Origin of the sequence: Rhizobium mulingense (assembly GCF_029194105.1) — a bacterium.
Taxonomy (GTDB): Bacteria; Pseudomonadota; Alphaproteobacteria; order Rhizobiales; family Rhizobiaceae; genus Rhizobium; species Rhizobium mulingense.
This window is the reverse complement of record NZ_JARFVE010000004.1, coordinates 645,115-663,769: the sequence shown is the minus strand read 5'-3', so window position 1 is coordinate 663,769 and position 18,655 is coordinate 645,115. Positions and strand designations below refer to the sequence as shown.

General features: G+C 61.4%; 15 protein-coding genes and 2 pseudogenes. 7 read left to right on the top strand and 10 right to left on the bottom strand.

What is annotated here, in order from left to right:
• Window positions 1-105: 105 nt before the first annotated feature.
• Window positions 106-987, bottom strand: coding sequence for an NmrA/HSCARG family protein (locus tag PYR71_RS12085; RefSeq protein ID WP_275619516.1), 882 nt, complete (start codon window positions 985-987; stop codon window positions 106-108).
• Between the two features lie 100 nt (window positions 988-1,087).
• Between PYR71_RS12085 and PYR71_RS12080 the strand changes: the two genes are divergently transcribed.
• Window positions 1,088-2,002 (top strand): LysR family transcriptional regulator, encoded by a 915-nt coding sequence (locus tag PYR71_RS12080; protein ID WP_275619515.1) that lies wholly within the window; start codon window positions 1,088-1,090, stop codon window positions 2,000-2,002.
• A 143-nt stretch (window positions 2,003-2,145) separates the two neighbouring features.
• Here PYR71_RS12080 and PYR71_RS12075 read toward each other — a convergent pair whose 3' ends face one another.
• From PYR71_RS12075 to PYR71_RS12060, 4 genes and pseudogenes are all read right to left on the bottom strand, one after another.
• Window positions 2,146-2,400, bottom strand: coding sequence for a hypothetical protein (locus tag PYR71_RS12075; RefSeq protein WP_183913151.1), 255 nt, complete (start codon window positions 2,398-2,400; stop codon window positions 2,146-2,148).
• 53 nt (window positions 2,401-2,453) lie between these two features.
• A complete protein-coding gene (locus PYR71_RS12070; protein WP_275619514.1) occupies window positions 2,454-2,831 on the bottom strand; it encodes a response regulator in 378 nt (125 codons plus the stop codon).
• Window positions 2,832-3,005: 174 nt separating this feature from the next.
• Window positions 3,006-3,369 (bottom strand): annotated as a pseudogene (locus PYR71_RS12065) (DUF4087 domain-containing protein).
• A gap of 107 nt (window positions 3,370-3,476) precedes the next feature.
• Window positions 3,477-4,265: a DUF899 domain-containing protein gene (locus tag PYR71_RS12060; protein ID WP_275619513.1), complete on the bottom strand. Its 789-nt coding sequence runs from the start codon at window positions 4,263-4,265 to the stop codon at window positions 3,477-3,479.
• Between the two features lie 278 nt (window positions 4,266-4,543).
• On the opposite strand from PYR71_RS12060, the gene PYR71_RS12055 reads away from it, so the two are divergent.
• Entirely contained in the window at window positions 4,544-5,314 is a 771-nt protein-coding gene (locus PYR71_RS12055) for an adenylate/guanylate cyclase domain-containing protein (protein WP_275619512.1), read from the top strand.
• A gap of 161 nt (window positions 5,315-5,475) precedes the next feature.
• Window positions 5,476-5,931: a DUF805 domain-containing protein gene (locus PYR71_RS12050; protein ID WP_064825369.1), complete on the top strand. Its 456-nt coding sequence runs from the start codon at window positions 5,476-5,478 to the stop codon at window positions 5,929-5,931.
• Between the two features lie 140 nt (window positions 5,932-6,071).
• Here the strand turns inward: PYR71_RS12050 and PYR71_RS12045 are convergent, their stop codons facing one another.
• The 3 genes and pseudogenes from PYR71_RS12045 to PYR71_RS12035 all read right to left on the bottom strand — a co-directional run bounded on the left by PYR71_RS12045 (window position 6,072) and on the right by PYR71_RS12035 (window position 7,408).
• The gene (locus PYR71_RS12045; protein ID WP_275619511.1) at window positions 6,072-6,449 is read right to left on the bottom strand and encodes a hypothetical protein; all 378 of its coding nucleotides are present in this window, start codon (window positions 6,447-6,449) and stop codon (window positions 6,072-6,074) included.
• 196 nt (window positions 6,450-6,645) lie between these two features.
• Window positions 6,646-7,036, bottom strand: a pseudogene (locus tag PYR71_RS12040) (hypothetical protein).
• Between the two features lie 141 nt (window positions 7,037-7,177).
• Window positions 7,178-7,408, bottom strand: coding sequence for a DUF982 domain-containing protein (locus tag PYR71_RS12035; RefSeq protein ID WP_245344857.1), 231 nt, complete (start codon window positions 7,406-7,408; stop codon window positions 7,178-7,180).
• A gap of 411 nt (window positions 7,409-7,819) precedes the next feature.
• On the opposite strand from PYR71_RS12035, the gene PYR71_RS12030 reads away from it, so the two are divergent.
• From PYR71_RS12030 to PYR71_RS12020, 3 genes are all read left to right on the top strand, one after another.
• Complete coding sequence (locus tag PYR71_RS12030) at window positions 7,820-9,562, top strand: rhomboid family intramembrane serine protease (protein ID WP_275619510.1); 1,743 nt, start codon at window positions 7,820-7,822, stop codon at window positions 9,560-9,562.
• A gap of 484 nt (window positions 9,563-10,046) precedes the next feature.
• A complete protein-coding gene (gene uvrB, locus PYR71_RS12025) occupies window positions 10,047-13,088 on the top strand; it encodes an excinuclease ABC subunit UvrB (protein ID WP_275619509.1) in 3,042 nt (1,013 codons plus the stop codon).
• A gap of 256 nt (window positions 13,089-13,344) precedes the next feature.
• Entirely contained in the window at window positions 13,345-13,731 is a 387-nt protein-coding gene (locus PYR71_RS12020; RefSeq protein WP_183913133.1) for a GNAT family N-acetyltransferase, read from the top strand.
• 8 nt (window positions 13,732-13,739) lie between these two features.
• Here the strand turns inward: PYR71_RS12020 and PYR71_RS12015 are convergent, their stop codons facing one another.
• Both PYR71_RS12015 and PYR71_RS12010 read right to left on the bottom strand, forming a co-directional pair.
• Entirely contained in the window at window positions 13,740-14,438 is a 699-nt protein-coding gene (locus PYR71_RS12015; protein WP_275619508.1) for a hypothetical protein, read from the bottom strand.
• Window positions 14,439-14,557: 119 nt separating this feature from the next.
• Entirely contained in the window at window positions 14,558-15,280 is a 723-nt protein-coding gene (locus tag PYR71_RS12010) for an SOS response-associated peptidase (protein WP_275619507.1), read from the bottom strand.
• A 403-nt stretch (window positions 15,281-15,683) separates the two neighbouring features.
• Between PYR71_RS12010 and PYR71_RS12005 the strand changes: the two genes are divergently transcribed.
• Window positions 15,684-18,470 carry a metal-binding protein gene (locus PYR71_RS12005; protein WP_275619506.1) on the top strand — a complete coding sequence of 929 codons (2,787 nt, stop codon included), beginning with the start codon at window positions 15,684-15,686 and terminating at the stop codon, window positions 18,468-18,470.
• Window positions 18,471-18,655 lie beyond the last annotated feature (185 nt).

Here is an 18,655-nt window from a genome sequence, read left to right as displayed (position 1 = left end):
ACAACGATGGTCTATCGCCGCAGAGCCGAGCGATCCGTCGCCTTGCGCAAGGCGGGTGAGGCTCTCCGTCGTCCCCGGTTTGGGCCGGGAACGACGGAGAGTGTATCAGGTGGATGCCTTGCCGAGAACGCTCCAGTTGAAGCCGCGTGCCCAATCGGCATAGCTGTGCCAGCCGACATCGGGAAAATCCCGGCGCAGGGCGGCGATATCGGCGTCGTAGCCGGTGCGATCGAACCATTCGAACATCAGCGCCGCGTCCTCGCTCTGCTGCCGCATCGCGGCGATCGGCAGTTCCTGGTAGCGTATCGGCCGATCGAGCGCCTCGGACAGGATTTTCGCCTGCTGCTCGCCAGACAATTCGTCGCCGGCAATATCGAAACGCTTGCTGAATACCTGTTCGCGTCGCTCGGCCAGGGCTGCGACGAACGCCCCGATATCCTTGATGGTGACCTGTTGCAGCACACGTGCGGGCGGCAGCGCTGCCGCATAGACGCCCTGTCGGAGCCCATCGATCGCCCAAGGTGCCACCGTGTTTTCCATGAAGGCGACGGGCGCGCTGACCGTATAGGGGATGCCGAGGCCGGCGACATGCTTCTCGACAAGATACTTGCTGTCGAAATGCGGAATGCCGGTCTTCTTGTCGGCATCGCCGACGGAGGAATAGATCAGGTGACCGACGCCGGCGGCCTTCGCCGCATTGGCGACCGTGATGCCCTGGCGCGTTTCCGCTTCCGTCCCGGCCTCGTAGCTGTTGCCCATCAGGAACATCGTGTCGACGCTGCTTGCCGCCTTCGCCACAGATGCGCCGTCATCCAGGTCGCCGGCAACGACCTCGACCCCTGCCGCGGCCAACCGCCTTGCGCCGTCGCTGTCCGGCCTGCGTGAGATCGCCTTGACTCGGTGTCCCCGTGCGAGAAGCGCGTGCACGACCGCGCCACCCTGCTGGCCAGTGGCGCCCGTCACCAGAACGCTTCGTGTATTGCTCATTTGTCTGCTCCTTGTTGTGAACGATAGAGCAAAACTAAGGCCTGTCGGATTGAGCCATAATAGCATATAGTTGGGAAACATCGTACCATCTCAGGCTACAATGCTCGATCTCAACGACATTATGATTTTCGCCCGCGTCATTGAAGCCGGCAGCTTCACCGCCGCGGCGCGCCTGCTCGGCATGCCGAAGACAACCGTCAGCCGACGCATTGCCGCCCTCGAGCGCGAACTCGGCGTGCGCCTGCTGCAGCGCACGACCCGCAGCCTCAGCCCGACGGATGCCGGCCGCCTCTATTACGAGGAAAGCAGCCACGCGCTCCGCACGATCGAAGGCGCCAACCTGCGTCTTGCGGAAGCAAGGACGGAGCCCGCCGGCACGATCCGCATATCGGCGCCGGTCGGCTTCGGCGGCCACTTCCTGCAGGATGCGATCTTCGATCTTCTGGCGACCTACCCCAAGTCGAGGGTCGAGCTGCGACTGACCGACGACAGGCTGAACCTCGTCGAAAAGGGCATAGATCTCGCCTTCCGCACCGGCATCCTGGAGGATTCCACGCTGATCGCCCGCAAGCTAGGCTCTACCCATCGCTTGCTCTGCGCGAGCCCCGACTATCTCGCCCGCTGCGGCGCGCCCGATCGCCCGGCAGATCTCGTTCGCCACGACTGCATTATCGCCGGCCAATCCACCCATGCGCAATGGCTGCTCGAAGGCCCGGAAGGACAGGAAACGGTCACGGTCTCGGGGCGCTTCGCCGCCAATGAAATGCAGGCGGTCATGGCCACAGCGATCGCCGGCTATGGCATTGCCCGACTGCCCCATGGGGTCGCCAATGCTTTCATTAGGGATGGGCGGCTGTGCCGCGTTCTCGACGGTTACACGACCCCGGCCGGTGGCCTCTACGTCGTCTATCCCAGCAGCCGCCACCTTCCGCCTCTGGTCAAGACCTTTATCGAGCTTGCCGCCAGACGGTTAACCGCAGGAGCCGGCAGCAGCGACGACTTCGCCATTATATAGCGGTGGCCCGTCACGCTTCCTTCAGCACCACTTGCCGTCGAGGCTTTTCGATCAAGGTGGCGCTGACTTCATCGATGCCCGACGTCGACCGTGGTGCCCCGTGCCCGCGCGATCTTCAGAATACGCGGAGGGAACGCCGTGAGTTATTGCCAGAGAAAATCCGGTCCCGTACTCTGGGACGTCAGCTTGAAGGTGCCATCCGGCTGGATGACATATGTCTCGAATACGCGGTAGCCGAACTGGCCGAGAAAACTGTTCTTGACTACCGTTCCCGGCCGATAAGGCGAATGGACGACCTTGCCGCCATAGGTAATGCTGCCAGGAAGAGGCTCGGGAGGGCCGGCCGCGCTGGCACAGGCAGTGAGCGCGAGGACACTGGCGATAAGGGCGTGCTTCATCCGGCAATCCCCTGCATGTATGGGGGCAGGACGTTGCTCTCGACGCCCCCGCGTCACATTATAGCATTGCTGCCATCGAAATCCCTGCGCAAAGCCTGCGCCCGCGAGAGCGCGCCGGCAATCCTGTCATCGGTGAAAGGCTTTGGAATGACGTCCAGCGCGCCTTCAATGCCGTTTCCAATGTTCTCCGGGTTGCCGGTCACGAAGATGACATCGACGCCATAGCGGTCGATCAGCCGGCGGGCAAGCTGGGCGCCGCTCGGGCCGTCGGAGAGGCTGAGATCGACGAGAGCGACATCGCTTTTCGGTGCATAGGCCAGAGCCTGCTCGACCGTCGAAACCGGCCCGACCGTTTGGTGGCCGGCATCCTGCGCGATGCGTTCGAGTTCCAGGGCGATAACACCCTCGTCTTCAACTATCATCACTTTCATGGATTATCTCCTCCCGGCAAGCACGCCGGCGGACACAGCCCCGGCGACCCGCCCAACGCAACTCTCGCTCGAAAGTTTCCGTCTGAAGAGACATTCCTGTCGAAAATGGTAACCGATTCCGCAACACTATCGCGGGCTGCCGCTCGATGTGCGCAGCATGCCGTCCAGCGACCGTCACGGATACTTGTCGAGGAACCAGCCGAGGCGGGAATCGCTGCGGCATCGGGAAAACGGCAATTGGCACACGGAACGAATGCGGCTGATACCCCTCGCCATCCGTGTCGACCTCCATGCAGGCACAGGCATAACCATGGACGCCATGGGGGTAGACATATTCGCCGCTCGTCAGATCAGCAATATGATCCATTCCCTCGGCCTTGTAGCCGCTGCCGTTCTTCATGATGATCCAGCCGCCGGCAGCGTCATTGAGAGACCAGGTGGCTGTCGCCGGATTGTCCCGCCAGCCGCAGCGTTTTTCCGCCTGTGCTGCGGCGGGCACGAGAAGCATCATCAAATCAGTCGCATGCAACCTGGCGATCGGGTCCTCCGCACCCCCACCACTATGCACGGCCTGCGGCCGGCGAGGCGATCGTCTTGCCGGCCCATTCTCGGTTGCAGATCCGCAGCAGCCGCAGCGGATTTCGCTCAAGGCTTCTCGTTGGCGCTCTCGGCCCGGAACGCCGCCTCACCGGCATCGGAGACCTCCACCCATTTCTTGTCCGGCGCCGCATCCGGAACGTAGCTGTCGTGCCAGTTCCACCATTTATAGGTCGGCGTCTGCGGATAGCCGGCAGGCGAATCCTCCCAGACCTCCTGCCGGCCAAGCGGCGTGATGTCGAGGTAGTTCCAGGTGCCGCCCATCTGTTCGTCGCCGCGGTTATTGACGAAATAGGTGCGGAAGACGCGTTCGCCGTCGCGGTAGAACACGTTGGTGCCGTGCCATTCGTCGACGCCGAAATCCTTGTCGAAACTGTCGGTGATGGTCACCCACGGCATGCTCCACCCCATCCGCGCCTTCAGCCGCGCGATCTCGGCCTGCGGCGCGCGCGAGGCGAAGACCAGGCTCGTGTCGCGGGCGTTGAGATGGGCGACATGCGCGACCTGGTCGGCCACCATCGAGCAGCCGCGGCAGGCATGGTCGGGCCAGCCGAAGACACCGGGCTCGTAAAAGGCGCGGTAGACGATCAACTGGTGCCTGCCCTCGAACAGGTCGAGCAGGCTGACCTTGCCGTCAGGCCCTTCAAAGACATAATTCTTCTCGACGGCCATCCACGGCATGCGCCGACGCTCGGCGGCGAGCGCATCACGGGCACGGGTCTGCGCCTTCTCTTTCACCAGCAGTTGCTTGCGGGCCGCCTCCCACGCATCCGGCGATACCACCGCGGGGTTCTGCATGGACTGTCCGCCCGTTCTATTGTCGGCTGTTGCAGTCATCGCTTCGATCTCCTCATTGGGGCGAATTTCCGCGCCTCTTTCATCGAACCGCGGTTCTTCGCGCATTGGTCGGACATAGTTTCGCAGCGGAATTCGAACAGTGGGAGTAACAAGTGTGACCGTATTTTCGCCGCCGTCCACTGCAGCAACAGCCCGCGCCGAGAGGTCGGGCAGAGACTCGGGTGCGACGATTCTGACCCCGAGCCAAATGGAAGAGTTGCCAAAAGCCGCGGACTGACGGAAGCTTGGTGTCGGCCAGTGTGAACGGATTGCGTGAGATGACGACAGAATCCACTTACGGGGAGCCGGCCAGGCAGGGCAGCGCCAGGATCTGCCGCGGCTGCTGGGACCAGATGCATATGCCGATCCCCATCGGCGGCCCGCTCGCCTTGCCCTTCCGCGCCTTCGGCATCACCCGCAGCAAGATGAATCCCGATATCTGCACGATCTGCGAGCGCTCTTTCCAGTACGTCAAGAAGCAGCGCCAGATCACCGTCGACGCCACCATCCTGTTTGCCGATATCAGGGGGTTCACGGACCTGTCGGAGCGCATCGAGGCGGTGCAGCTGAGCGAGATCGTCAGCCTATTCCAGGATCGCTGCGCCCAGGCGATCTGGGCGCACGACGGCATCGTCAACAAGCAGATGGGCGACGGCCTGATGGCAATTTTCAACTTCCCGATCGTCAGCAAGGATCACGCCGCCGCCGCAATCCTGGCCGCCCAGGAGATCCAGCGCAACTGCGCCGCGACGCTGAGAGGCCTGGCGCTCGAGGCCCTGCCCGGCCGCACGCTCGGCGTCGGCGTCGGCGTCCACTCCGGCGAGGTCCAGATCGGCGAATTCTCAAGCTTCCGCAGCGATTTCACCGCAATCGGCGGCGTCGTCAACCAGGCCGCCAGGCTGGAATCCCAGGCCGCGGCGGGCGAGATCCTGGTCTCGGCGGAAACGGCGGCGAAGGCTCCCGACCTGGCGGCAGGCGCCGAAACCCGCATGCTGGCCCTGAAGGGCATCGAGCAGCCTGTGCGGGCACGTGTACTGGTCAAGCACTGAGCGACGGCGATTGCGGCCTGCCTTAAGCATCATCCCGCCGCCACCATGGCAGCCGCGATTTCTCACGCTGTGGTTGCGAAACATATTCGATTACCAGCCGGTTAATCCTCCGGAAACAAACATCGCTTATCTGTAAGCCGTTTTAACAGCTGGGGTTTCTCATGGGCAGTTTTTCTCTGTTTCACTGGTTGATCGTCTTGATCCTGTTCGGCGTGCCATTGTTCTTCGTCTTCAGAAAACCGCTGGTTGGGCCGAACCGCTTCGGCGGCCGGCCGCAGGCCATGGGTTTCGGCCAGGCGATTGGAAGCTATTTCAAGAACTATGTGAACTTCAGCGGCAGAGCGAGCCGATCGGAATTCTGGTATTCGGTACTCTTCGTCTTTCTCGTCGCCATCGCTTTGCTTGTCGTGGATCGGAGCGAAACCTTGAGCCGGATCTGGTCGCTTGCCACGTTTCTTCCGTGGATCGCCGTGGCCGCCCGACGCCTTCACGACATCAACCGAAGCGGATGGTGGCAGCTTCTTGGACTATTACCTCTCGTTGGATCGGTCGTTGTGCTCGTATGGTACTGCAGGGCGTCGACAATGGATGATTCCAGGGAAGCTGTTTTTGCTTGAGCAAGGTGTGAGGATGGTCCTCGCGGGTTGAGCGGGTCCGAGGCACCGGTCATCGTCGATACGCGGACTGCGGGGTGCGCGGTCCGCTTCTGACGACATCCGGAAGGGACCGGCCAGGTTGGCAAAAGCCCGCCTCTGCCTCAGTACTTCATGTTTCGCAATTCAGGAAAATCATAGTAACGCAGCCGCTTGTCGTGGCAGCGAGGGGCATTTTTTTTCAGGTCCACAATCATGTTGTTTTTCAAGGTAAGGCCGATATAGGACCAGTTTGAGTTGCTCCGCTCCGTGGTGCGCGTGCAATAAGCATAGATCTGCTTTTCCGGATCAAGCAGAACCAGGCTGGAAATCTCGGCCTTCACGAAGTTCCCCGGTTTAATGGTTCCCCGCAGAGCGTCAACATACTCGTGTCGAACTGCGCTGGAAGGCGGCCGCTGGGAGTCTGCAACGGATTGCGCCATCGCGGTTTGGCCGCCGGCAAGTGCCAGCAACGCAGCGCCAGCAAGGAATTTGATCTTCATTCAGTTGAATCTCCCGTATCGAGGTCGATAGACCGGCCTTTTCCAAAAGGGCTGTGGCTGCAAACAGCACCTCACAGCCCGTACTTCGAGGCTCCGCCCTGCAGGCCGCGCACCGCCGCATGAGGAAGGCTGGGAAGCCGCGCCGCCGCTCGCCAAAGCCTGGAGCGGCGACGCGGCCCGAGCCTTCGCGCCTGCGTCAGGTCTTCATACCGTTCATCTCAGGAAACGGGTAGTAACGCAGCCGCTTGTCTTTGCAGCGATTATCATTCGCCGTCGCGCCTAGGATTTGGCCCTCCGTGAAGGAGACGCCGAGATAGGCCCAGTCTCCCCAGCTGCGCTTAGGCACCACGCGTACACAGTAAGCATAGATCTTCTTTTCGGGATCAAGCAGCACAACGCTCGAAATGCGCGCCCAGACGACCTCACCCGCTTCGTGTCTATAACTTCTCTTGAATACGATGTTGATGAAGTTTCTGCCGGACGTCCTTCGAGGGAGGCCGCTGGGAATCTGCAACGGATTGCGACACAGGTGCGTTGCAGCCGGCCAGCATCAGCAGGACATCGCAAGCAAGGACTTTTATTCTCATTCAGTTGGATCTCCCAGAATCGAAGCGCAATAAACGCCGCTCATTCCTACAAACACAGCGGGAACAATATTTGCAATACACGAAAATCAATCACCCTGCGAATGTGACTGCACGACCGTGGATATGGCTGCGTCGCTCGACTTATACCGGAGGGTTCGAAATGGAGCTTGCGGTCCCATTCTCATCGTCGGCGATCGCCACGCCGGCTTCCAGCGCCGCGAGAATAAAAGCCTGTCGCACCGTCTCCGCCGGCATCCGCCCGGCAAGCCAGGCACGGCAGAAATCGATCGCCCTCTGCTGATGGACGCCGCCATTGACCGGCCAGTCGGAGACCAGTGCGTAAAGCGCGTCCTGCGGTGAGCGGAGAACCAGCCGTTCGCCCGTATCAAGATCGATCGAAATCGGTTTCTTCCAAACGGCGGAATGGTCGCTAATGGCAGTCGCACCTGAGGCTGAATTGAGAGGAAACTAACGGCGAAGGGCCGTTCCAGTTCCGGTGCGACACGGGACCGTGAACGGCGGCGGCGTTCTTCGGCAAGAGCCGGCTTACAAAAGCTTGTCATGCCGGCCGGACGCGGCAAGGCGTCGCTGGTTGCCCCGCTTGCGTGCTTGACCGGATGCCGCACCTCGCGGCCGCGTGTGGAAACTTCCAAAAGCTCGTCTTGCAAAATTCTATTGCAAGTAGATAGTCGCGCCCCGGGGAAATCCTATTGACGCGGAATGACTCGCTTGCGATGGCAGTGAGCGTGCATTCCAGTGGACACATTTCAGTGAGAATTTCGAATGAAGCCGGAAGAATTGCGCAGCACTGAATATTTCTACAACAAGGGCAAATTGCTGCGGGTTGTCCTGATCATACTTGCCGTCGTGACGCTCTGTACCTGGATCGGTTACAACCCGCCGGAGCACAAGGACCCGCGCGTGGTCAGACTCTTCGGATTGCTGGGCGCAGGGTTCTTCGGCCTGCTCGCATTGCTGCTCTCGAGCAAGCTCCTCTCCAGAGGCCCCGGCTTGGCGATATCGACAGCTGGTATCCGGCTTCCGACCTTCCCCGATCAGATCGTGCCATGGTCGGCCATCCGCCGCTTCGAAAGGGTCTGGAGCAAGAGATCGGATTTTATTGTCCTTCACCTTGATCCTGCTGCCACCAAGACTTTGATCAGGCGGGGGCTTGCGCCAATTCTCCCGGAATGGCTCGTCGGCTCACCTCTCAAGGTCAATATTCCCTTGCATATTCTGCATGGCCAGCCGAGCTCCATCTTCGACCAGTTTTCGGAGCTGGCAGCCGAAGCGAAGGAAGTGAAGCGGCTGGAAAGTCTGGACGCACAGCTTGCTCCGCAGGACGAAGACGAACCCCAGGCGCCAGCGCCGGTTCTCAACGAAGCCCGTTATCCCGTCTTCACTTACGCTCTTCTTGCCATTCTCATCGCTGTCTATGCCGGTGAGCTCGCCTTTGGCGTCGAGCCGACCGAAGCCGGCTCTCCTACCATTCGTACACTCTGGCTGCTCGGCGGCACGTTTCGCCACAACATCGTCGGCAACGGCGAATGGTGGCGGCTGTTCACTGCGCCGTTCATGCACGCAAGCATCATCCACCTTGCGCTCAATTGCGTTGCTCTCTGGGTCGCGGGGCGGCTGTTCGAGCGGCTGATCGGCTGGCGCTGGTTTGCAGCAATCTTCTTCGTCAGCGCCCTTGGCGGGTCGATCGCTTCCGTCTGGCTCAATGATGCCGGCACGGTGGGCGTCGGCGCCCCCGGCGGCATCGTCGGGCTTTTCGCGGCCGTGATCGCCGCGAGCTTTCGATTCCGGTCGACGCCGATCGCATCTACGCTGCAGGCTGGCGCGGCCCAGATACTGGTCCCTTCGCTGCTGCCGATCTTCTCTTCCACAAGAGACGGTCAGACCATCGATTATGCAGGCCATTTCGGCGGCGCCCTGACGGGCGCGGCGCTGTCGCTTCTGCTGTTGACCTTCTGGCCGCGCGCGCGGCCCACGCCGCGTTACGATAGGGTGGCGATCGCCGTCAGCGCCGTGTTCGTGATCATCGCGATGGGAGCGCTCTGGCCCATCATCAACGCGCGTCAGCTCTATCTCAACGATCCGATGGCCAACTATTTCGGCGGCAGGTACCAGCAGTTGATCGCAGCACTTGATATAGAGGCAAATCAGAACGGAACCACGGCCCCTTATGCCCGCATCTGGCGCTATTTCGCGCAAATGAGAGTCGGTAATCCGAAGGCCCTCGACGAACTCAGGGCAGCGGCGGGCAAGAGCGATCGGGCGGCATGGCCCTATCCCGTCTATCAGCTCTTTCTCGGCGAATTGAAGCCGGAGGATTTGGCGCTGAAGGCGGCCGACAGCAACCAGATCTGCGAGGCGATCTTCTACAGCGGCGAATGGTACCTGTTTTCAGGCGCCGCCGAGGAGGCGCGCCGACGGTTCCAGGCCGCCTTGCTGTCCTGCCCGGCAACCTTCATCGAGTACGAGGCGGCGGGATACGAACTGGCCAAGCTCGAGGTGAAATGATCACATGCCGCCGGCGCCCCACCTCAATAGAGCCTCATCCTGAGGCGCCCCGCAGGGGCCTCGAAGGGGAGACAGGTGCGCTGACATCGATGGCTGCAAGGAGCAGCGTCGCGGCGTGTCCTTCGAGGCTTCGCCCTACGGGCTACGCGCCTCAGGATGAGGAGCCCTGGTGGATGCCGCACCGATGATCATGGGCGCGGGAGGACACTGCCAACGCGGAAGCGGAAGGCTGTAGCCTCGAACGACGAGGCGGGTGCGCCGGTGCCGGATGAATGCAAGGCGCAACGTCGCGGTGTGTCCTTCGAGGTTTCGCCTACGGGCTAAGCGCCTCACGATGAGGAACGTTGGAGGATGCCGCGCCGTTCTCTTCACTCGAGCCCGCAAACGTCAGCTGCATTGTTGAGGAAAGCCGAACGATTCATTCGTTTCCCTTTTGTACTCTTTCCCTCTTCCCTTTCGCGCTGACTCTCTCCATATTCCCGCCATGGCCAAATCTCCGAAGAAATCCCCCGCCCCGAATGGCTTCGAGGAAGCTCCGCAATCGTCCTTCGAAGGCGCCCCGCTTTCAGGCTCCGTTGCCGACTGGGTGAAGCAGTTGGAGGCGGATGCGGAAGCATCGGGCGTCGAGAGCCAGCGTGATATCGCCTCCAAGGCCGGCAAGCATCGCAAGGCGGTGGAAAACGCGGCGCGCAAGCATTCCGAAGCCGTCAGCGTCAACAAGAAGGCGACGGTGGGCAAGACCGCCCGTGGCGTCTCCATCGGCGGCTCCAGCGATCCGAAGACGCGTGCCGCCGCCGGGCTCAACCCGGTCGCCGGCCTCGATATCTCGCTGGAGGATGCCGGCAATATTTCGCCTGGCGGCGTCACCGCCACGGTCGAGGCACTGTCGAAGCTGATCGAGAGCGGCAATCCGCTGCACAAGAACGGCAAGATCTGGACGCCGCACCGCCCTGCGCGCCCCGACAAGTCCGAAGGCGGCATTCGCATCCTGATGAAATCGGATTATGAGCCGGCGGGCGATCAGCCGACGGCGATCCGCGATCTCGTCGAGGGGCTGGAGAATGGCGACCGCAGCCAGGTGCTGCTCGGCGTCACCGGCTCCGGCAAGACCTTCACCATGGCCAAGGTGATCGAGGCGACGCAGCGCCCGGCCGTCATCCTGGCGCCGAACAAGACGCTGGCCGCCCAGCTCTATTCCGAGTTCAAGAACTTCTTCCCCGACAATGCGGTGGAATATTTCGTTTCCTACTACGATTATTACCAGCCGGAAGCCTATGTGCCGCGCTCGGACACCTATATCGAGAAGGAAAGTTCGATCAACGAGCAGATCGACCGCATGCGCCACTCGGCGACGCGCTCGCTGCTCGAACGCGACGACTGCATCATCGTCGCCTCGGTCTCCTGCATCTACGGTATCGGCTCGGTCGAAACCTATACGGCGATGACCTTCCAGATGTCGGTCGGCGACCGGCTGGACCAGCGCCAGCTGCTGGCCGACCTCGTCGCCCAGCAGTACAAGCGCCGCGACATGGATTTCACCCGCGGTTCTTTCCGGGTGCGCGGCGACACGATCGAACTCTTCCCCGCCCACCTTGATGATGCCGCCTGGCGCATCTCGATGTTCGGCGACGAGATCGACGCCATCACCGAGTTCGATCCGCTCACCGGCCAGAAAGTCGGCGATCTGAAATCGGTGAAGATCTACGCCAATTCCCACTATGTCACGCCGCGCCCGACGCTGAACGGCGCCATCAAATCGATCAAGGAAGAGCTCCGCCTTCGTCTTGCCGAGCTGGAAAAGGCCGGGCGCCTGCTGGAGGCCCAGCGCCTGGAGCAGCGCACCCGCTACGATATCGAGATGCTGGAAGCGACCGGCTCCTGCCAGGGCATCGAGAACTATTCGCGTTATCTCACCGGCCGCGACCCCGGCGATCCGCCGCCGACCCTGTTCGAATATATCCCCGACAATGCCCTCGTCTTCATCGACGAAAGCCATGTCACCGTGCCGCAGATCGGCGGCATGTACCGCGGCGACTTCCGCCGCAAGGCGACGCTGGCCGAATACGGGTTCCGCCTGCCCTCCTGCATGGACAACCGGCCGCTGCGCTTCGAGGAATGGGACGCCATGCGCCCCGACACCATCGCCGTCTCGGCCACCCCGGGCGCCTGGGAGATGGAACAATCCGGCGGCGTCTTCGCCGAACAGGTGATCCGCCCGACCGGCCTGATCGACCCGCCGGTCGAGGTCCGCTCGGCTCGCACCCAGGTCGACGACGTGCTCGGCGAGATCCGCGAAACCGCGGCCAAGGGCTATCGCACGCTGTGCACCGTGCTGACCAAGCGCATGGCCGAGGACCTGACCGAATATCTGCACGAACAGGGCGTGCGCGTGCGTTACATGCACTCCGACATCGACACCCTCGAGCGTATCGAGATCATCCGCGATCTGCGCCTCGGCGCCTTCGACGTGCTCGTCGGCATCAACCTCTTGCGCGAAGGCCTCGACATTCCCGAATGCGGCTTCGTCGCCATTCTCGACGCCGACAAGGAAGGTTTTTTGCGCTCGGAGACCTCGCTGATCCAGACCATTGGTCGTGCCGCCCGTAACGTCGACGGCAAGGTCATCCTCTATGCCGACCAGGTGACCGGCTCGATGCAGCGCGCCATGGACGAGACCGCCCGCCGGCGCGAAAAGCAGATGGCCTATAACCTCGAAAACGCCATCACGCCGGAATCGGTCAAGGCCAAGATCTCCGACATCCTCGACAGCGTCTACGAACGCGACCACGTCCGCGCCGATATCTCGGGCGTCTCGGGCAAAGGCTTCGCCGACGGCGGCAACCTGGTCGGCAACAACCTGCAGACCCATCTCAATGCGCTCGAAAAAAGCATGCGCGACGCCGCTGCCGATCTCGACTTCGAAAAAGCCGCCCGCCTCCGCGACGAAATCAAGCGCCTCAAGGCCGCCGAGCTGGCGGTCATGGACGACCCAATGGCGCGCGAAGAGTCGAAGGCGATGGAAGGCATCAAACGGAACGCCAAGGCCTCCCGCGAATCCCTTCTCCCCGCCGGGGGTCCGGAGGACGGGTCGAGACAAGCGGCTCGACCCCGGTCGGTGCCCGACAGGGCGGATGAGGGGGCCACATCCTCCTACTTCTCGCGCCCCTCCCTTGACGACATGGGCCCAGGCACCGACACGACCACGCCCCTCTTCCGCAAACCCCATCTCGACGAAATGGGCCGCGACCCCACCACCCCCGCCGGCAAGAGCCTCTTCCGCAAGAACGACCTCGACGAGATGACGGTCGGCCGCACGGAAAAGCCGGTGACCGGGCGCGTGCCGGAAAAGCCGGAGGCCTCAAAGGGCACAAAGCACTTCTCGCCATTGCTTGAAGGCCAGCCGGAACGCGATGACGGCGTGCGGCCGGTGGTGCGTGGACGCGTCGGCGCCGGGAGCTACGAGGAGCCGGGCGAGCAGAAGCGCAAGGGGCGGACGAAGGGAAAGACCGGGCGGCCGGGGCGGTGAACTTCAACGTTAAAAACGCACCGTGATCTCGGCAATTTTCTTTGCTCCTGAAAGACCGGCGACGTCTTCCTCGGTCGCCGCCCCATTCTCCTCCGTCATTCCTGTGCTTGTTACGGGAATGACGGAGGAGAGTGACCCGCCTCATGTCAAGGCAGAGAGGAGTTTGCCCGCCGCCGCGATGAAACCTATTTGCGAAGTGACCGCAATCGGCAGAAAAACCCAGCAAGCACGGCGACGAACAAACCGGTCCCCACCCATGCCCGAATTCCGCATCGACCCCTTCCCCTCGCCCGCTGACCTCAGCACGCTCTGGTCCGCCGCCTGGAGCACACCCGAAGCACCTGACTTCTCCCGAATCCTGCCCCGCAGCCTCGCGCATGTCGGCGCCTATCACGACGACAGCCTCGTCGGCTTCGTCAACGTCGCCTGGGACGGCGGCGTTCATGCCTTCCTTCTCGACACCTGCGTTCACCCCGACATGCGCCGGCAGGGCATCGCCACGCAACTGGTCAGGGAAGCCACGCGGATTGCCCGCGAGCGCGGCGCCGAATGGCTGCATGTCGATTTCGAGCCACACCTGACCTCCTTCTATCGCGCCTGCGGCTTCCGGCCGACAGAAGCCGGCCTCATCAAGCTGGCCTAGCCTCCCCCTCACCCAAACCCCATCCTCTCCTCGCCCTTCGCCAGCGCAAAATAAATCCGCTCCACGCGACAGGCCGCACTCCTCGCCCTCGCTTCATACCCCGCCGCCGGCCAGCCGCGCCGGGGGCTTCCATCGGCCGCGATCAGCCAATACCAGCGCTCACTTGAATCCATCAGGTCGATCTTGAAGATCCGTCCCATGCAGACGTCGCCGTCAAAGCCGATGAAATCGTCGCCGGGCTTTTCCTTCCAGGCGTGGCGCCATTTGCCCTTCGGCTTCTCACCGCTGGTGATCAACTCCCAGCTCTTCCAGCCATTATAGTCCGATTGCGCGGTCAGGGAGCCGTCATAGGGCCTATGATCGATCTGCAGGCAGCCCTCCAGAAACTCCGCCACAGAATGACAGAGGGTCGTCCACGCCTCGTCACCGTGCCGGGTCAGCTTGAAGGCAAGCTCGTCGGAGACGTTCCTCAAGGCTGCGGCGATGGCGGAGGCAACGCCTTCCTTGCTCGCCGGTTCGCCGCGCAGGCTGATGCAGAGATAGGTGCAGAGAAATTCCGCGGTATCCCGCGCGATCGGTTCGATGACATGCAGGTTGCGGCGCTTGCCGACCTGATAGCCGCCGAAATCCCGAATGCGGCGCTGAGACTGTTTGCGAAGGGCATTGTTGAGGAACGACCGCAGGAGCGTTCCGATATCATCTTGCATGCGTGGTCCTCTCCTCGTGAGGATGTGTTTGCCGCATGGTTTCGTGAATGGCTCCCGCCCGAGCCGGTGACATCAGAGCAATTCCGGACGCAAGACCGCCGCGGCTTGCCGGAACTGCGCTAGATCAGCGTCGGCTCGGGATCGTCCTCGACCTCGTCAATGATCTCGGGCCTGTCGTTCTTCGGCGAGCCGACATCCCGGCCGATTTTCCACATCACCATCAGTTCCGCCGGGAAAGGTTTCATCAGATCGTTCGGGTCCGGCTCGGGAGACAGCCAGCGCTCATAATCCTCGCGATGCAGGATAACAGGCATGCGATCGTGAATCTCCGCCATCATCGCGTTCGGCGCGCAGGTGACGATGGCGAAGTTGCGGATGGACACGCCCTTTTCGTCCTTCCACGTCTCCCAGATGCCGGCGAGCGCGAAGGCCGAGCCGTCCTTCATGGCGATGGCATAGGGCTGCTTGTTCTTGCCGGTGCCGTGAATGTCCTTCCACTCGAAGAAACCGTTGATCGGCACTAGGCAGCGACGCGAGCGGTAGGCGGCACGGGACATGCCGTTGGAACTGATGCCCTCGCAACGGATATTGACCGGCGGCGGCCGACCGCCGGGCTTTGCCCAGGGGGGCATCAGGCCCCATCGCCCTGCCACGAACATGGGACCTGACGTATCCGGTTCGCGCACGAGATCCCTCACGATGATCGGATAATCCTGCGACGGCGCGCCATTCCAGCGGGGAAAGCGATTTCCAAGCCCATCAATATCTCCGCCCTTCACGGCAAAGGGAAAATTGCTGATCAATTCTTCAAGCGACGTCTTGACGAAAATGCGTCCGCACATGGGTCCTCGCTGCCGGTAGAATATTGATGTTCCCATTATGTTCCGGAACGAAGTCCGGTCAACAAAGTCTCAGTTGTGTCTTCACCGCTATGCCCTTCCTGCCTTAGCACCGGGGCGGAGGGCCGATTTGCACTTGTAGCGAGAATTATATACGGCAGGAACGGGTATAAATTAAAAGACTAAAATACGACTTTTGGTTTGCAAATTCAAAGTTATTTTCCAGTATTTCGGCCTTAGTTTTCCGTTAAAAAACCAAGAAAAAATCACAATTTTTCATTGAAAACATCATTAATGGTTGGCATAGATCCCCGTGGGGTTATCTTCCGCCGAACCAATAAAACAGTTCTGCCGCGGAGTTCTGATTTTTCGAAGTACACGCATCTGTTTGGGGGTAATTTTAAATATGGCCTTGAATATACTAGACACCAACGGCGCCACAGTCACCAAGACCGGCGCCGAGTTCGAAGCCTACGACGTCATCCGCGACTCCGCAACCAATCCTTCCGCACCTGTCTCTCTCACTATCTCCGATTCCTCGGCCGCAGATCTGGCCGACGAATTGGGCTCAGTCTCGGCAACCGTGAACGGCTCGAGCGGCGACAACACGATCACGACGGGCGCGGGCAACGACAGCATCTCCGGCGGCGACGGTGCGGATACGCTGAATGGCGGAGCCGGTGATGACACGATCTACGGTAATGCTGGCAATGACACATTGATCGGCGGCGACGGCAACGATAGAATCACCGATGGCGGCTTTAACTTTGGGCCGGACGGCTTAGTGCCGGAAATCCTGAACATTGACGCCGGCAACGGCGACGACGTCATAACCATCGACAGCTTCGCCGCATTTACATCAGGAACGATTGATGGCGGTGATGGGATCGATGCGTTGCGCGCCTGGTCGCTCCATGGCCTGACACTCAACAATGTGGAAAACCTTGAAACGGCAGAGTTTCAGATCAGCGGCTCGAGCGCAGAGTTCGAGAGCTTTGATAGGATCGTCAGGTCTACCGACCCTTTCTTCAGCTATGACCCCTCGCTGGTGGTGACGGACAGCGCCCATCTCGATCTTTTCGACGAACTGGGAGATCTTGGGACTCTTGTCCGCGGCTTCTCCGGCATCGACGTCAAAACCGGCGACGGCGACGATGAGTTTGCGGGCAGCGAGGTCAACGACATTCTCGACGGCAGCGGCGGCAGCGACCTCATCAACGGTAACGACGGCAACGATAAACTGACCGGCGGCGCGGGCAACGATACCATCAATGGCGGCGCCGGCATCGACACGGCTGTCTTCGCAGGCGATTTCGCCAATTACTCCCTCGCAGTCGACAATGGCAGCCGCGTCGTGACGAGCGCGCTGGAAGGCACAGATAGGCTGACAGGTGTCGAGTTCGCGCGCTTTGCCGATGGCGTCTACGACTTCGCGACAGAAATCTTCACGGTCAACAGCACCGGGCCGGGTACCCCGCTGAATATCCTGGACACCAACGGCGCGATAGTTACCAAGACCGGCGCTGAGTTCGAAGCCTACGACATCATCCGTCACTCCGAAAGCAATCCTCTCGTCGCGGCTGACCTGGCCATCTCAGATTCCGGGACAGTTGACCTTTCCGACGAACTGGGCTCGGGCTCCGCAAACGTGACCGGCTCAAGCGGCGACGATGTGATCACGACAGGTGCAGGCAGCGACGCTATCGCAGGTGGCGACGGCACTGACACGCTGAACGGCGGCCTCGGAAACGATCGGATCAATGGCGGAGCTGGCAACGACACGCTGATTGGCGGTGACGGCAATGACCTGATCTCCGGCGGCGTGGGAAACGACGTCATCAGAGGCGGCGCAGGCAATGATACGATCAACGATGGTGAGCTCTTCGGCTCGACGCCGGAGGTCATCGACATCGATGCTGGGGACGGCGACGATTACATAGGCATAGAATCATTCGTTCCATGGAATTCCGGAACAATTGATGGCGGCGCAGGGATCGATATCTTGCGTGTCACGTCGCTCCAGGGCCTGACGATCAACAACATCGAAGTCCTTGAGACGGCAGGAGTGGCGGTCGCCGGTTCGAGCGCGCAGTTCGAAAGCCTCGACAAAATCGTCTGGTCGACCGATCCATTCGGTGATTTTCGCGCCTCTGTCGCGCTGACGGATAGCGCTCACCTCGATCTCTCCGATGAACTCGGAAATCTCGGATCGTTCATCGTCGGCGATACCTTCGGCATCGACGTCAAGACCGGCGACGGCGACGACGAGTTTACCGGCACCGACGGCAACGACATTTTCGACGGCAGCGGCAGCAATGACATCCTCAACGGCAATGCCGGCGATGACAAATTGACCGGCGGCACCGGCAACGACACCATCAACGGCGGCGCCGGCATCGACACGGCGTTCTTCGCAGACAATTTCGCCAATTATTCCTTCGCGGGGAACAGTGGTGATCGCATTCTGACAAGCGCTGTGGAAGGGACGGATACGCTGACAGACATCGAATTCGCCCGCTTTGCCGACGGCGTCTATGATTTCGCGACGGAAACGTTCAAACCTAACAATACTGCACCGACCAATATTCAACTCTCGAAAACCGCCCTCTCCGAGGATACGCCGATCTGGACGACGGTCGGCCTGCTCAGCGCCAAGGACGCCGATGGCGACGCCCTCACCTATACGCTGATCGACGGCGCCGGCGATCACTTCCGGCTGAAGGGCAATCGCATCGTCACCTCGAAGGCGCTGGATTACGAGACGGCGAAGTCGCACACGATCAAGGTGGCGGTCTCCGACGGCAAGGTCACGGTCGAGAAGGACATCACCATCAACGTGCTCGACGTCAACGAGGCCCCGGTCAACCAGGCGCCGATCAAGCTCGCCTTCTCGCGCAGCTCGATCTCCGAAAATGTCGCGATCGGCACCTCGGTCGGCCTGCTCTCGGCCGTCGACCCGGAAGGCGGCGTGGTCAAGTGGCGGCTGACCGATAATGCTGACGGCATCTTCAAGCTCGTCGGCAACAAGATCCAGACCAAGGCGGCCATCGACTACGAAAGCACCCATAGCCTGACCTTCACCGCGGAAGCCTATGACGCGGCCGGCAACGCCACCAGCCACGACTTCACGCTTGCCGTGAAGGACGTCTTCGAGCCGATGTCATCGAGCCTGGGGCATGAGGCGTTGATCTAGCACGACAGTTGCCGCCGACACAGAGATGCGTAGTTGGCGGCCTTCAACATTGGTGGGGCTAGCAGTCTTGAAAGCCCCACCGGTGAGACTCTTCCGGCGGTCGTCGCGGGCACCACCCGGAAACGGCAAGGCCGGCGGCCATGTCCGGCACCCTCCGAAAATGCCGCTCCACGTCGACGCTCGTT